General features: G+C 67.9%; 13 protein-coding genes. 6 read left to right on the top strand and 7 right to left on the bottom strand.

The window, feature by feature from the left end; all coding sequences use genetic code 11:
- Positions 1-90 precede the first annotated feature (90 nt).
- The 3 genes from EV646_RS15710 (at position 91) to EV646_RS15720 (ending at position 2,186) form a co-directional block, all read left to right on the top strand.
- A complete protein-coding gene (locus tag EV646_RS15710) occupies positions 91-981 on the top strand; it encodes an ABC transporter ATP-binding protein (RefSeq protein ID WP_132149102.1) in 891 nt (296 codons plus the stop codon).
- Positions 982-1,009: 28 nt separating this feature from the next.
- Complete coding sequence (locus EV646_RS15715) at positions 1,010-1,816, top strand: ABC transporter permease (RefSeq protein ID WP_241996001.1); 807 nt, start codon at positions 1,010-1,012, stop codon at positions 1,814-1,816.
- 184 nt (positions 1,817-2,000) lie between these two features.
- Positions 2,001-2,186: a DUF3073 domain-containing protein gene (locus EV646_RS15720; RefSeq protein ID WP_132149106.1), complete on the top strand. Its 186-nt coding sequence runs from the start codon at positions 2,001-2,003 to the stop codon at positions 2,184-2,186.
- A 164-nt stretch (positions 2,187-2,350) separates the two neighbouring features.
- Here EV646_RS15720 and purM read toward each other — a convergent pair whose 3' ends face one another.
- A complete protein-coding gene (gene purM / locus EV646_RS15725; protein ID WP_132149108.1) occupies positions 2,351-3,424 on the bottom strand; it encodes a phosphoribosylformylglycinamidine cyclo-ligase in 1,074 nt (357 codons plus the stop codon).
- A gap of 22 nt (positions 3,425-3,446) precedes the next feature.
- Positions 3,447-5,009 carry an amidophosphoribosyltransferase gene (purF, locus tag EV646_RS15730; protein WP_132149110.1) on the bottom strand — a complete coding sequence of 521 codons (1,563 nt, stop codon included), beginning with the start codon at positions 5,007-5,009 and terminating at the stop codon, positions 3,447-3,449.
- Between the two features lie 252 nt (positions 5,010-5,261).
- On the opposite strand from purF, the gene EV646_RS15735 reads away from it, so the two are divergent.
- Positions 5,262-6,245 carry a helix-turn-helix transcriptional regulator gene (locus tag EV646_RS15735; RefSeq protein WP_241996002.1) on the top strand — a complete coding sequence of 328 codons (984 nt, stop codon included), beginning with the start codon at positions 5,262-5,264 and terminating at the stop codon, positions 6,243-6,245.
- 5 nt (positions 6,246-6,250) lie between these two features.
- A complete protein-coding gene (locus tag EV646_RS15740; RefSeq protein WP_132149112.1) occupies positions 6,251-7,237 on the top strand; it encodes a helix-turn-helix domain-containing protein in 987 nt (328 codons plus the stop codon).
- A 220-nt stretch (positions 7,238-7,457) separates the two neighbouring features.
- Here the strand turns inward: EV646_RS15740 and EV646_RS15745 are convergent, their stop codons facing one another.
- The 4 genes from EV646_RS15745 to EV646_RS15760 are packed head-to-tail and all read right to left on the bottom strand — an operon-like array spanning position 7,458 to position 11,644.
- A complete protein-coding gene (locus EV646_RS15745) occupies positions 7,458-8,828 on the bottom strand; it encodes an NAD(P)(+) transhydrogenase (Re/Si-specific) subunit beta (RefSeq protein WP_132149114.1) in 1,371 nt (456 codons plus the stop codon).
- Positions 8,825-9,130 carry an NAD(P) transhydrogenase subunit alpha part 2 gene (locus EV646_RS15750; RefSeq protein ID WP_132149116.1) on the bottom strand — a complete coding sequence of 102 codons (306 nt, stop codon included), beginning with the start codon at positions 9,128-9,130 and terminating at the stop codon, positions 8,825-8,827. The genes EV646_RS15745 and EV646_RS15750 overlap by 4 nt, the downstream gene beginning before the upstream one ends.
- Complete coding sequence (locus tag EV646_RS15755; protein WP_132149118.1) at positions 9,127-10,254, bottom strand: NAD(P) transhydrogenase subunit alpha; 1,128 nt, start codon at positions 10,252-10,254, stop codon at positions 9,127-9,129. The genes EV646_RS15750 and EV646_RS15755 overlap by 4 nt, the downstream gene beginning before the upstream one ends.
- Positions 10,255-10,297: 43 nt before the next feature.
- Positions 10,298-11,644 (bottom strand): dipeptidase, encoded by a 1,347-nt coding sequence (locus EV646_RS15760; RefSeq protein ID WP_132149120.1) that lies wholly within the window; start codon positions 11,642-11,644, stop codon positions 10,298-10,300.
- Between the two features lie 120 nt (positions 11,645-11,764).
- Between EV646_RS15760 and EV646_RS15765 the strand changes: the two genes are divergently transcribed.
- Positions 11,765-12,706: a hypothetical protein gene (locus EV646_RS15765; protein WP_132149122.1), complete on the top strand. Its 942-nt coding sequence runs from the start codon at positions 11,765-11,767 to the stop codon at positions 12,704-12,706.
- Here EV646_RS15765 and EV646_RS15770 read toward each other — a convergent pair.
- Complete coding sequence (locus EV646_RS15770) at positions 12,695-14,122, bottom strand: serine/threonine-protein kinase (protein WP_132149124.1); 1,428 nt, start codon at positions 14,120-14,122, stop codon at positions 12,695-12,697. The two genes, EV646_RS15765 and EV646_RS15770, sit on opposite strands and share 12 nt — an antisense overlap.
- Between the last annotated feature and the right edge of the window lie 47 nt (positions 14,123-14,169).

The raw sequence follows: 14,169 nt of genomic DNA on the forward strand, positions 1-14,169 counted from the left end.
TCGGGGGTGATCCCCGACGACTTTGGTAGGGGGTTGCTCCAGCCGCTCGTCCGATGTGCGGAAGGGGTGCCGGACGGTTGACTCGACGTCATGATCACCGTCGAGAATCTGACCAAGCGGTACGGCGGCACCACCGCCGTACAGGACGTCTCCTTCACCGTGCAGCCGGGCAGCATCACGGGCTTCCTCGGCCCGAACGGCGCCGGCAAGTCCACCACGCTGCGGATGCTGACCGGGCTCACCCCGCCCACGTCGGGCACCGCGACCATCACCGGCAAGCGGTACGCCGACCTGCCCAACCCCGGCCGGGTCGTCGGGGTCATGCTCGACGCCGCCGCGCAGCACCCAGGGCGGACCGGGCGGGAGACGCTGCTGCTCAACGCGAGCCTGCTCGGCGTACCGAAGGGTCGCGTCGACGAGATGCTCGAGGCGGTCGGGCTGACCTCCGCGGCGAAGCGCCGCGTCGGGCAGTACTCGCTCGGCATGCGGCAGCGGCTGGGGATCGCGAGCGCACTGCTGGGTGATCCCGCCGTACTGATCCTGGACGAGCCGGCCAACGGGATGGACCCGGAGGGCATCCGGTGGATGCGTGGGCTGCTGCAGGACTTCGCGGCCCGCGGCGGCACGGTGATCCTGTCGAGTCACCTGCTCGGCGAGGTGCAGGCGACTGTGGACCGGCTGGTCGTCATCGGCGGCGGCCGGATCGTCGCCAACGGCGCGCTGGAGGAGCTGCTCGCGGGCAGCGGCACGCTCGTCCGGGGCCTCGACCCGATCGGACTGAACCAGGCACTGACCGCCGCGGGCCTGCGGCTCGAGCCGTTGCAGGACGGCGCGCTGCGGGTCGACGCCACCGCCGAGCAGGTAGGCCGGGCCGCCGCAGCCGCGGGCCAGATCCTGATCGAACTCCGCCAGAGCGACGGAGCCGGCTTGGAGGAGCTGTTCTTCCAGCTCACCAGCGCCCCGGTCGCCGAAGCCGCCTGACCACATCTACTTTCTGGAGCTCAGAGATATGACCACCGTCACCGATGTAGCACCCTCGGCCCCGGCAAAGCACCGGGCCGAGGTGGCGACCGCTCTGCCGCCCGCGCGCGGGCAGTCCTTCCTCAAGCTTGTCGCGATCGAGCTGCGCAAGTCCGTCAACACCCGCAGCGGCCGGGTCCTGCTCGCCGCGATCCTGTTGCTCGCCCTGGTCGCGATCGGTTGGCAGCTGACCCACTTGCCACCGGGGGCCGCCGGTTTCGATGGTTTCCTCGGCGCTGCTTCCAGCGGGGTGATGCTGTTGCTGCCCGTGATCGGCGTGATGGCGATGACCAGCGAATGGACTCAGCGGACCGCGCTGACCACCTTTACGCTGTCGCCGCGCCGGGTCCGGGTTCAGCTGGCCAAGTTCCTGTCCGCGATCGTGCTGGCAGTAGTGGCGATGACCGTAGTCATCCTGCTCGCGGTCGCCGGGACGGCTCTCGCCGGTGCCGTCACCGACCACACGACGTCGTACGCCGGAATGGGCGGTCAGCTGGCCGGGGCGTACCTGACGATCATGCTGAACGTGGTGATGGGTGCGGCCTTCGGCGCGGTGATCCCGCAAACCGCGGTCGCGATCCTGGTGTTCTTCATCGCTCCGACCGCGTGGTCGCTGGCCGGGCCGGCGCTGTTCAAGGACAACGCCAACTGGCTGGACGTCTGGGGCGCCTTCGGCCGGATCGCCGAGCGCGACCTGCACGGGATGGTGCCGGAGACACTGACCGCGCTCGGGGTCTGGATCGTTCTCCCGACCATCGCCGGACTGTGGGCTAGCTCACGTCGCGAGGTCAAATAACGGGGGTTCAGCACGGTGGGACGGGCCGGTTTGAGGGGACCGGTTCGCCCTACCTGCCGTCCAGTCCGGGGGCGCTGCGTGTGTCGGTCCGCCGCTCCGGGTATCCTAGAACCACGATTACTGACGACTGATCCGTGGGCGCCACGCTGCGTACCCGGTTGACTTGTGCGAGGGGGTCGACGCTATGGGGCGCGGCCGTGCAAAGGCCAAGCAGACGAAGGTCGCTCGCGACCTGAAGTACCGCACCTGGGACACCGACTTGGACCAGCTCAAGCGAGAGCTGTCCGGGGACCAGGGTGGCGACCGTTCTGCGAACGGCGACAACGACGGCGACGATTACGACGCCGACGACTACCACCCCCGTCGGTAAGCAACATCAGCTCGGCTGACCTGCTCAAGCACCCTTGCGGTGTCTGAGCAGCTAGCCGCGCGTCCGACGAGCTACACCACACCAGCACCACCGTGCGTGTCAGGTGCTGCCTGAAACACCGGCTGCGGTGCCGCCTTCCGTTGGGTCGGCGGCTCCGCCGGTGCTTACTTGGCGTAGGAGCCTTCGAGGGTGACCGTGCCGCCGGGCGTCGAGGTGACCTCGCCGCACACCCACGCGGGGATGTCGCGGGCCACCAGGGCAGCGATCGCCTGGTCGGCCGCAGCCGGATCCAGTACGGCGACCATGCCGGCGCCCATGTTGAGCGTCTTCTCGAGCTCGGGCAGTGCCACCTCGCCCAGCTGACCGACCAGGCCGAAGATCGGCGCCGGCGTCCACGTCGCGCGGTCGATGCGGACCGACAGCTCGGCCGGGATCACCCGGGCCAGGTTCGCCGCGAACCCGCCGCCGGTAATGTGCGACATCGCATGCAGCGGCTTCTCGTCGTCGCCGTTCAGCTCCTGGATCAGCTCCAGGCAGTGCTTGGCGTACACCCGCGTCGGCGTCAGCAGCACCTCACCCAGCGTGCCGCCCAGCTCCGGGACCTCCCGGTCCAGTGACCAGCCGGCCCGCTGGAAGAACACGTGCCGCACCAGCGAGTACCCGTTCGAGTGCAGCCCCGACGATCCCATCGCCACGACCACGTCACCCGCGCGCACCCGCTCCGCCCCGAGCACCTCGTCGGCCTCGACGACACCCGTCGAAGCGCCGGCGACGTCGTACTCGTCCGGCTCCAGCAGGCCCGGGTGCTCGGCCGTCTCGCCGCCGACCAGCGCCGTACCGGCTTCCACGCAGGCTTCGGCGATGCCCTTCACGATCTGCGCGATCGTCTCCGGAACCACCTTGCCGGTGCAGATGTAGTCGGTCATGAACAGCGGCTCGGCACCGCACACGACCAGGTCGTCGACGACCATCCCGACCAGGTCGAACCCGATCGTGTCGTGCTTGTCCAGCTTCTGCGCGATCGCGACCTTCGTCCCGATCCCGTCGGTCGAGGTCGCCAGCAGCGGCCGCCGGTACGACGTCAGCGCGGTCGCGTCGAACAACCCCGCGAACCCGCCGAGCCCGCCGATGACCTCTGGCCGGGTCGCCTTCGCCACCCACTCCTTCATCAGCTCGACGGCCCGGTCACCGGCCTCGATGTCGACCCCGGCAGCGGCGTAGCTGGCGCCTTCGCTCACGTTCTCTCCTCAGTACGGCGTACTACGGGCGGCTGAGGGCGTCGGCGGCACCGGCGCCGCCGGAGACCGTCGCCAGGCCGTCGACGTCGGTGGCCACCGGCAGCTCCAGCAGGTGCTTGCCGAGGTGCTCCGGATCCGGCAGCTCGATCGGATAGACACCGTCGAAGCACGCGCGGCAGAGCCGCTCCTTCGGCACCGTGGTGGCCTCGACCAGGGTGTCCAGGCTGATGTAGCCGAGCGAGTCGGCGCCGAGCGAGCGGCAGATCTCCTCGGTGTTCAGGCCGTTCGCGATCAGCTCGGCGCGGCTGGCGAAGTCGATGCCGTAGAAGCACGGCCACTTCACCGGCGGCGCGGTGATCCGTACGTGGATCTCCTTCGCGCCGGCCTCGCGGAGCATCCGGATCACCGCACGCTGGGTGTTGCCGCGGACGATCGTGTCGTCGACCACAACCAGCCGCTTGCCCTCGATCACCTCGCGCAGCGGGTTCAGCTTCAGCCGGATGCCGAGCTGACGGATGGTCTGGCTCGGCTGGATGAAGGTGCGGCCGACGTACGCGTTCTTGACCAGGCCTGAGCCGTACGGGATGCCGGACTCCTCGGCGTACCCGATCGCGCCGGGTACGCCGGACTCCGGCGTGGCGATGACGAGGTCGGCTTCGACCGGGTGCTCACGGGCCAGCCGGCGGCCGATCTCGACCCGGGTGGAGTGGATCCGCTGACCGGAGATCTGGGTGTCCGGACGGGCCAGGTAGACGAACTCGAACAGGCAGCCCTTCGGGTCGGCCTCGGCGAACCTGGTCGAGCGCAGCCCTTCGGCGTCGACCGCGACCATCTCACCGGGCTCGATCTCACGGATGAACGAGGCGCCGACGATGTCGAGGGCGGCGGTCTCGCTGGCGATCACCCAGCCGCGCTCGAGCCGGCCGAGCACCAGCGGGCGGATGCCCTGCGGGTCGCGGGCGGCGTACAGGGTGTTCTCGTCCATGAAGATCAGGCTGTAGGCGCCCTTGACCTTCGGCAGCACCTTCGCCGCGGCCTGCTCGATGGTCAGGTCCGGGTAGCCGGCCAGCATCGAGGTGAGGATGTCGGTGTCGGAGGACGCGCCGTGCTTGGCGTTCGCCTTCGCGTGCTCGACCTCGACGTCCAGACCGAGATCGAGGTCGCCGCCGCCGTTGAGGCTGGCGGCGAGCTCACCGGTGTTGGTCAGGTTGCCGTTGTGACCGAGTGCGATCGACCCGGTCGCGGTGGACCGGAACGTCGGCTGTGCGTTGGCCCACACACTCGACCCGGTGGTCGAGTACCGGCAGTGGCCGATCGCGATATGCCCGCGCAGCGAGGCCAGAGTCGCCTCGTCGAACGCCTGGCTGACCAGCCCCATGTCCTTGTAGACCAGGATCTGACTGCCGTTGCTGACCGCTATGCCAGCCGACTCCTGCCCCCGGTGCTGCAGAGCGTAGAGCCCGAAATAGGTGAGTTTGGCGACCTCTTCCCCTGGCGCCCAGACCCCGAAGACGCCACAAGCGTCCTGCGGGCCGAGATCCTGCGGGTCAAGATCATGAGTGAGCCGACCATCGCCACGAGCCACACGAGCAGTCTACGGGACGCCGCCCGGCGCTCTTACCAGCAGATCGCGCCGACGCAGGGTGGCTCACTGCTGCCGGCAGCTGACGCGGTCGTCGGGGCGGCCACCGCGAGAAACAGGGCGACGCCGACCACGGTCAGCAACTTCTTGATCACAGTTCGTCCCTTCAGAAATAATCCAAGCCATCGATTGATTGCTCATTGTCGACGCGCTCTGTATATGGTCGGTTCCGACAAGTCGTGAAGGAGAAGGATCGTGCTCGAGCCGCTGGGGGTGGACGAAGCCACCTTTGCGGTCTATCACGCCCTTCTCAGCCACCCAGACAGTACGCCCGAGCAGATTGCGGCGCTAGTTGATCGGCCTCTGGAAGACGTTCAGGAGCTAATGCAGAAGCTCCGCAGACTGGAACTTCTGGTGCCAACGTGGACCAACCCGGACGGCGAGCACGCGGTCCATCCACGCGTCGGACTGACCAGCCTGGCCGAGCGACGGCGGACCGAGCTCAACACGATGCTGGGCGAACTGAAGGAAGCCGAGGCATCCGCCGAACTGATCGCCGAGCAGTACAACGAACTGCTGACCGCCCGCACGAGCGGTGACGTCGAGGTACTCAAGGGCCGCGCGAACGCGTCTCGTCGGATCGAGGAACTCGCCCTGAAGGCCAGCGAGTCGTTCTGGGGTTTGATACCCGCCCACTTCGACGAATCAATCCCTGAGGTCGACAGGTCCCCGGACTTCGCGCTGCTCGAGCGCGGGCTCAAGATGCGGACTGTCTACCTCCAGAGCATGACCGCGTCGAGGCAGGCCTTGGAGTACGCGGGGAAGATGCACCGCCTCGGCGGCGAGGTACGCGCGACCCCGACCCTGCCGATGCGGCTGCTCATCCTCGACCAGGCAATCGCCATCATGCCGATGGACCCGGAGAACCCGACGGCCGGCGCGGTGATCCATCGCACACCGGCCGTCGTCTCGGTCGCCGTCGCCTTGTTCGACGCCTACTGGTCCCGTGCCGTCGAACTCTTCGACCCGGACGACCGCGACGACCAGACCGAACTGACTCCACACGAGGCCGAGGTCCTACGCCTCCTCGCCGGCGGCGCCAAGGACGAACAGGTCGCCCGCCTGCTCGGCATCTCCCTTCGTACGGCGCGACGCATCACCGCCAACCTCTCCGAACGCCTAGACGCCGCCAGCCGCTTCGAACTAGGCGTAGCCGCCGCCAAACGCGGCTGGGTCTGACACCATTGTTCGAATCACTGGGCCTCACGGACCGCACAATCACCGTTTACCGTGAATGCCTGCAGAACCCGCGACTGCTGAATCAAACCGGGTTTTCGGAGCTCGGCGAGAAACTCGAATTGCCGGCGGACGAAGTCGCCGCCGAAATCGATCACCTCCGCAATCTCGGCCTTGTGGTGCCGCGCTGGAACATCGCCGACGAGGAATACCCGCTGCATCCGTCGGTCGCATTCGAACGCCTGGCCGCACGCCGGCAGCAGGAAATCGATGATCTGGCCGCGAATCTCAAGAACGACCAGGTCGCAGCCAATCAGTTCGTCGCCGACTACAGCGATTTCCTGGTGGAGCGCACCGCCCGCGACATCGAAGTCCTCGAGGGACGCGAGCGCGCGCATCAGCGAATGCAGGACTTCCAGCCGACGAAGTCCTCCTGGGGAATGGTGCCTGCTTCGAAAATCCCCAGCGGCAAGCCAAGCGAAAGTCCTGATCAGCCACTACTTGAGCGCGGTATCGACACGCGGTATCTGTTCCCTGAATCCGGGCTGAAGATTCGGGAGATTCGCGAGGTCTGCGAGCATCTCGTGGAATATGGCGCCAAGGTCCGCACGGCGGCGTCGGTCCCGATGCGACTGATCATCTTCGACGGGGACACCGCCGTCATGGGCATCGACCCGGATGACACCTCGGTCGGCGCCGTCGTCCACCACAGCAAGGCTGTCGTGCGCCTGGCTCAGGAGCTCTTCCTGCACTACTGGAAGCACGCTGACGACCCCTTCTCCGACGGCCCGAGCAACTCCCGCGAGATCAGCTCGCAAGAGGCGGAGTTTCTCAGTCTGCTTGTGCAAGGGGCGACGGATGAGCAGGTGGGGCGGAAGTTGGGGGTTTCTATGCGGACTGTGCGGCGGATGGCGGCTAAGTTGAGTGAGCAGGTGGGGGCTTCGGGGCGGTTTGAGCTTGGGGTGCGGGCGGCTCAGCGTGGGTGGGTTAAATAGGAAATACGGTCAGCCCCAGTCCCAGGTGCGTTTGGGGCGGAATACTGGAAATCGGCAGGACAAAGTAGGCCTCTCGGAAATGGGATGGTGGCCGGGAGAGATGTTCCTGGCCGATTCCGAGTCAAACAGAGGCGGATATTCGGGGTCAACGGCACTGCGTGTCCGGGGTGGGACGTTGGCCGCAGGCGGCCAGACCGGCCGTGGTTTAGTTCGCGTCTTTTCAGACGGTCTTGAGGGCGGCTAGGAGTTTGGTGAGGGAGTCTCGGGCGTCGCCGAAGAGGAGGGTTGTTCGGGGGTCGTACAGGAGTTCGTTCTCGATGCCGGCGAAGCCGGGGCGCATCGAACGTTTGAGGAAGATGACTCGCTGTGCCTCGTCGGCGTTGAGAATGGGCATCCCGTAGATGGGGGCGCTCGGGGTGTTGCGGGCGGCTGGGTTGACCACGTCGTTGGCGCCGACGACCAGGACGACATCGGTGGACTTGAAGTCGCCGTTGATCTCGTCCATCTCGCGCAGCTGCTCGTACGGCACCTGCGCCTCGGCCAGCAGCACGTTCATGTGGCCCGGCATCCGGCCCGCGACCGGGTGGATGGCGTAGTCGACCTTGACGCCGCGCGCCTGCAGCTCCTCGACCAGGTCCCGCAGGGTGTGCTGCGCCTGCGCGACCGCCAGTCCGTAGCCCGGCACGATGATGACCCGGTTCGCGTACCCGAGCAGGATGGCGACGTCCTCCGCACCACCCGAGATGACCGGCCGGTCGGACGCCGTACCGCCGCCCAGCGTCGACCCACCACGGACCGCACCGAACAGGATGTTGAAGACGGACCGGCCCATCGCATCGGCCATCAGCTTGGTCAGCAACGTACCGGCGGCGCCGACCAGCGTGCCTGCGACCAGCAGCAGCGTGTTGCCGAGCACGTAACCACCGGCGGCAACGGTCAGACCGGTGAAGGCGTTCAGCAGCGAGATGACGATCGGTACGTCGGCCCCGCCCACCGGCAGCACCAGCATCACACCGATCGCGAGGCCGATCAGGCAGAGCAGGATGCCGACCCACACACGCGGATCGGAGACCAGCCAGCCGGCGAGCGCGATGCCGCCGAGCACAGACGCGATGAATAGCACCGGCAGACCGGGGAAGATCACCGGCCGGGTCGTCATCAGTTCCTGCAGCTTGGCGAACGTCACGACCGAGCCAGAGAAGCTGATCGCGCCGACCAGGATGGTGAACGCGGTCGCGATCGCAGCGACCGTCTGCCCGTCGTGAACGTCGCCGAGCTCCATCAGGGCCACCAGCGCGGCCGCGCCGCCGCCGACGCCGTTGAACAAGGCAACGAGCTGCGGCATGTGGGTCATCTGCACCCGGCGCGACCCGATCACACCGCCGACGGTGCCAACGCCGAGCGCGATCAGGATCGGCACCAGGTGGTCAGGCTTGTAGGCGACGAACGTGATCACCACCGCCAGCACCGCGCCCGCGGCGCCGAGCGCGTTGCCGGCCCGGGCGGACCGGGGTGACGACAGCGCCTTCAGCGCGACGATGAAACAGACCGCGGCGACCAGATAACCGATCTGGGCCCAGGTGGGGATCACTTCTGCAGCTCCTTCTTGCGCGCCCCCGGACCACGGAACATCTCCAGCATCCGGTCGGTCACGACGAACCCGCCGACCATGTTCACCGTCGCCAGTACGACGGCCAGCAGCCCGACGACCACCACGATCGCGGACTCGGCCTGGCCGGTGACGATGATGGCGCCGACCAGGATCACCCCGTGGATCGCGTTGGCGCCGGACATCAACGGGGTGTGCAGGGTCGACGAGACCTTGCTGATCACCTCGACGCCGACGAACGCCGCGAGTACGAAGATCGTCAAAAGCGCGATGGACTCGGTCATGCCAGCGGGCGTCCTTCCAACAGTTCGCGGGTCGGCTCGTGCAGCACGCTGCCGTCGTGGGTGACGCAGCAGCCGCGGACGATCTCGTCGTCGAAGTCCGGATCGAAGGCCGCGTTGCGGGTCATCAGCCGGATCAGGTTCGCGATGTTCTGACCGTAGAGCCGGCTAGCCGGTCCGGCCATCTGGCTGGGCACATTCGCGCCGCCCCAGACCAAAGCGTTACCAATGGTCAGTTCGGTCCCGGCCACCGAGCCCTCGACGTTGCCGCCCTGCTCGGACGCCAGGTCGACGACGACCGAGCCCGGCTTCATCTGCTCGACCATCGACCGGGACACCAGCATCGGCGCGGTCCTCCCCGGTACGGCGGCTGTCGTGATCAGCGCGTCCGCCGCGGCGACGAACGGCGTCAGGAGTTCACGCTGCAGCTGAGCGCGTTCCGGCGTCATCTCCCGGGCGTAGCCGCCGGGGCCGTCGAGAGTGCCGAGCTCGAGCTCGATCGGGACTGCGCCCATCGACGCGATCTCCTCGGCGGCTGCGGTACGGACGTCGTACGCCTTGACCACGGCACCGAGACGCTTGCAGGTCGCGATCGCCTGCAGGCCAGCCACACCGGCGCCGAGGACGAGGACCTGGGCCGGCGGCACCGTGCCGGCCGCGGTCATGTTCAGCGGGAAGAATCGCGGTAGCCGCTCGGCCGCGACGATCGCCGCGCGGTACCCGGCGACGAGCGCCTGGGAGGACAGCGCGTCCATCGACTGGGCTCTCGAGATACGCGGGATCAGTTCCATCGCGAAGATGGTCAGCTTGGCCCGGGTTGCGGACCGGACCACATCCGGCGGATTCGTCGGCAGGAACGACATCAGCGCCGTACCGGCGTGCAACCGCTGCAGGCGCTCGCGTTCCAGCGGCTGCACCGACGCGACGATGGTGGCGGCGTGGTCGGCACCCCAGGCAACCTCGGCACCGGCATCGCGGTACTGATCGTCGGAGAACAGCGCCCGCTCGCCGGCTGCCGGCTCGACGGCCACCTCGTATCCGAGCTCGATGAGTTTCGCGACTTGTTCCGGCACCAGAGCCACCCGGCGCTCGGCCGGTCTGGTCTCCCGTACGACTGCGATCTTCACTCGCCGAAACCTATGCCAAACACTGGGTCGCCGGAAAGCCCGATCACGCTTGCCCGGAAACTTGCTGGGCCAGGTTCTGCAGGAGCAGGGCCTCGGCCAGGCAGACCTTGGTGAACTCGGCCAGGTGCAGACCCTCGTCGATCCCGTGCGCCCGGGTGTCCGGATCCTCCACGCCGGTGACCAGAATCGACGCCTGTGGGAAGGTCTGCTGGAACTCCGCGATGAACGGAATCGACCCGCCCATCCCCATGTCGATCGGCTCGACGCCCCAGGCTTCCTTGAAGGCGGACCGGGCCGCTTCATATCCGGCGCCGCGTGCGTTGACGCTGCACGGCTGACCGAGCTGCCCCTCGGTCACGGTCACCTGCGCACCCCAAGGCGCATTCCGCTCCAGGTGATCGCGAAGCGCCGCGCTCGCCTTGATCGCGTCGTCGCCCGGCGCGACCCGAAGGCTCACCTTGGCCCGCGCGACCGGCACCAGCGTGTTGCTCGCGTCCGCGACCGCCGGTGCATCAATAGCCAGTACGGCGATCGCCGGGCGCGTCCACAACCGGTCGACCAACGAGCCCGACCCGGTCAGGCGGACGGAGTCCAGCACACTCGACTCGGCGCGCAGCCGGTCCTCTGGGTACTCCACATCGGCCGCCCGGCTCGCGTGCAGGCCATCGACCGCGACATCGCCCTTGTCGTCGTGCAAAGTGGCGAGCAGCCGGCACAACGTCGTCAGCGCATCCGGGATCGGGCCGCCGAACAAGCCGGAATGGACCGCGTGGTCCAGCGTCCGCACCTGGACGTACGCCTCGACCAAACCGCGCAGGGACACGGTCAGCGCCGGCCGGCCCACGTCCCAGTTGCCCGAGTCCGCGATCACGATCGCGTCGGCGGCCAGCTCGGCGGAGTACTCGTCCAGCAGCTGCAGCAGGGTCGGCGAACCGATCTCCTCCTCGCCCTCGACGAACACCGTCACGCCCACCGGCAGATCGTTGCCAAAGGCCCGTACGGCGGCCAGATGCGCCGCGATGCCGGCCTTGTCGTCGGCCGCACCCCGGCCGTACAACCGGTCTCCACGCTCGGTCGGCTCGAACGGGTCGGAGGTCCACTGCTCCACCGGACCGGTCGGCTGTACGTCGTGATGCGCGTACAGCAGCACCGTCGGCCGCCCGGCCGGCGCGGGCTTCTTCGCGATCACCGCCGGCGCACCAGCGCCGGCCCGGACGATGTTCACCGTGAAGCCCTCGGCCTCGAAGAGCGCGGCCGTCGCCTCCGCGGACCGCTGGACGTCGGCCGCACGGGCCGGATCGGCGCTGACCGACGGGATCCGGACGAGGTCCTCGAGGTCGGCACGAACACTGGGCAGAACGCGGTCGATCGCCGCGGACAGATCGGTCATGCGCCTACCGTACGGCGTCCGTTCGCCGGCGCGACGCTCGGAACACCTGAGCACGTTACTCGTTGCCGATCTACTCTGAAATTCTCGTAGGTTTCCGCCCAACCGAAGAGGACAACAGCCATGGCCAGCCGCCCGTTCGCCATCCTGACCGCCTTCATCACAACCGCCGCAGCACTGACCATCGCTGCTCCAGCCAGCGCCGCGATCACCTGCGACACCGCCACCAGCGGAGGCTCCACCTTCTACGACGGCCCGTCCGCCTCCTACAAGTACGACGCCCGCTTCAGCAACAGCGCGAGCATCCCGAATCTCAGCACGCACACCCCGCAAGGCGCCGGCACTTGGTACAACTGGGACGGCTCCGGCAAGAACCTGGTGCTGATCGCGTCCTACCGCGACGGCGCCGACTCCCAGATCTACGGCATCGACCCGTCCACCGGCTCCACTGTCGGAGTGGTCGCCATCGCCGAGTCACACGTCGGCGGCATCACCGTCAGCAAGGGCTGGGCCTTCGTGTCCGGCCAGGGCAGCAGCATCCGCAAGTACCGCCTGACCGAACTGCGCGACGCCCTGAAGGCAGCCGGTACGCCGTACCTCGCCCAGGTCGGCACTGCCCGGGACGTAGCGGCCTCGTCGTTCATGGGCAGCTACGGCGACTCCCTGTTCTCCGGCTCCTTCAACGCGGACGGCCGCGGAACCATGTACGAGTACAAGATCGCCGACGACGGCACACTCACCACTGTGGCCGGCGCGTGGGAGGTGCCGACCAAGACGCAAGGTCTGACGGTCACCGCCAACCACTTCATCTACAGCACGTCGTACGGGCGTGGGAACCGCAGCAACATCTACGTCGTCAAGCGCGGCCAGAAAGACCTGGACGCGGCCGCACTGAGCTGCTTCCGAGCACCGAGCATGACCGAAGGCGTCACCGAGCTGAGTGGTACGGCGTACCTGGTCTACGAGTCCGCGTCACACCTCTACGGCTCAGACCCAGCCACCCTCAACGTCATCCCCCGCATGCACAAGGCGTCGGTCTCGTCCCTGACGTCCCTAGTTCCCTGACGGCGTGTACGACGCTGATGCCAGCACCTCCGCACCTTGATCCGGATCGCGATCACGGACCTGGACCCGGAGCAGCGTGGTGTCATTGACCTTCCTGTACTGCTCCACGACAGACGGGCCCTTGTCGCAGGTGTGGGTGAACGTAACTGTTTTGCCGTCGTTGGAGTCAACCGCCTGGCCTGCTTTGCAGCCTGATGGTGCAGTGGCAGTTCTCGGCAGCGCTGACGCCTTCACTACGCCGAGGTAGACGCCCTCCGTCCCGGGGTCGGCCTGCCAGCGCGAGGTATTCGTGCTGACTAGCAGAGCCGGCCCCGTGGCGTTCTCCGCTTTCTCCGACCACGCGCGCGGAACCTTCACGGACAGGTCACCGCTCTCAACCGCCACCGGCCGGCTCAGCACGAGCTGGTAACCGCCGTACCCACCGGCGGCCGCGAGTACGACGGCAGCGAGCACTGCGATCACCCCGCCGCGCCCCGACCCCCTGGCCGGCTTGGCGACTGTGGGCTGGTTGTCGGTGGCTAGGGCCGTCTCCTGGTCGACTCGACCCGGGGGAGCGGGTGGAGGCATCGCCGCGGCAGGTACCAGGCCGGTCGGGACGTGCCCCGTGGCATGAGCCTCGGCCAGCGCGTTGAGGAAGCTGTCCAGGTCCGGCCATCGCTTGTCCCGGTCCGGCTCCAGAGCACGTCGTACGACGACATCGATCGCGTCCGGGATGTCCGCACGGTGGGTCGTCATCGACGGCGGTGGTTTCTCGATCTGCATGACCGCGCCCAGGCTGGCGACGCCGTGCGGCGCCTGCCCGGTGAAGGCGGCGTACGCGACAGCGCCCAGCGAGTAGAGGTCGGCCCGCGGATCCAGGCGTTCACCCCGCACCTGCTCCGGAGCGACGTACGACGGAGTGCCGCCGGGCATGGTGATCCGGGAGACCTCGGCCAGGGACTTGCCCAGGCCCAGGTCGGACAGCATCGCACGGTCGCCGGCCGGTTCGGTCCGGAAGAGGACGTTCGCCGGCTTCACGTCGCGGTGCAGGACGCCACGCGCGTGGAGGTGCTTGAGGCCCTTGCCCACCTGAGTGATGATGCGAACCACCTCGGCGAGCTCCAGCGGCCCGGCCTTGATCCGATCCGCGAGCGTGCCGCCGTCGGCGTACGTGAGAACCATGAACGGGCGGCCGTCGTCGGCCTCACCAATGTCGTGCACGCCGACGACGTAGAGCGAGTCGACCTTGCGAAGGAACCGTCCTTCGGCCAGGAACCGGCGCCGGACGTCCTCGTCCTCGATCCAGTTGTCGGAGAGGACCTTGACCGCGACCTCGGCGTCCAGTTGCTCGTCCCGGGCCAACCAAACGGTCGCGAAACCCCCGGCACCGACCCGGCGGACCAGGGCGTACCGGCCGATCCGCTCTGGCTGGTCCATGGCGTAATTATGCTCGATCCTGCTGCGCTCGGTTCGCCGGACCGAAC

Origin of the sequence: Kribbella antiqua (genome assembly GCF_004345665.1) — a bacterium.
Classification (GTDB): Bacteria; Actinomycetota; Actinomycetes; order Propionibacteriales; family Kribbellaceae; genus Kribbella; species Kribbella antiqua.

Excerpts from the sequence above, each read along its gene's own strand:
- EV646_RS15710 (WP_132149102.1), top strand. The coding sequence starts at position 91 with ATGATCACCGTCGAGAATCTGACCAAGCGGTACGGCGGCACCACCGCC.
- EV646_RS15715 (WP_241996001.1), top strand. The coding sequence starts at position 1,010 with ATGACCACCGTCACCGATGTAGCACCCTCGGCCCCGGCAAAGCACCGG.
- EV646_RS15720 (WP_132149106.1), top strand. The coding sequence starts at position 2,001 with ATGGGGCGCGGCCGTGCAAAGGCCAAGCAGACGAAGGTCGCTCGCGAC.
- EV646_RS15750 (WP_132149116.1), bottom strand. The coding sequence starts at position 9,130 with ATGACCGAGTCCATCGCGCTTTTGACGATCTTCGTACTCGCGGCGTTC.
- EV646_RS15760 (WP_132149120.1), bottom strand. The coding sequence starts at position 11,644 with ATGACCGATCTGTCCGCGGCGATCGACCGCGTTCTGCCCAGTGTTCGT.
- EV646_RS15765 (WP_132149122.1), top strand. The coding sequence starts at position 11,765 with ATGGCCAGCCGCCCGTTCGCCATCCTGACCGCCTTCATCACAACCGCC.
- EV646_RS15770 (WP_132149124.1), bottom strand. The coding sequence starts at position 14,122 with ATGGACCAGCCAGAGCGGATCGGCCGGTACGCCCTGGTCCGCCGGGTC.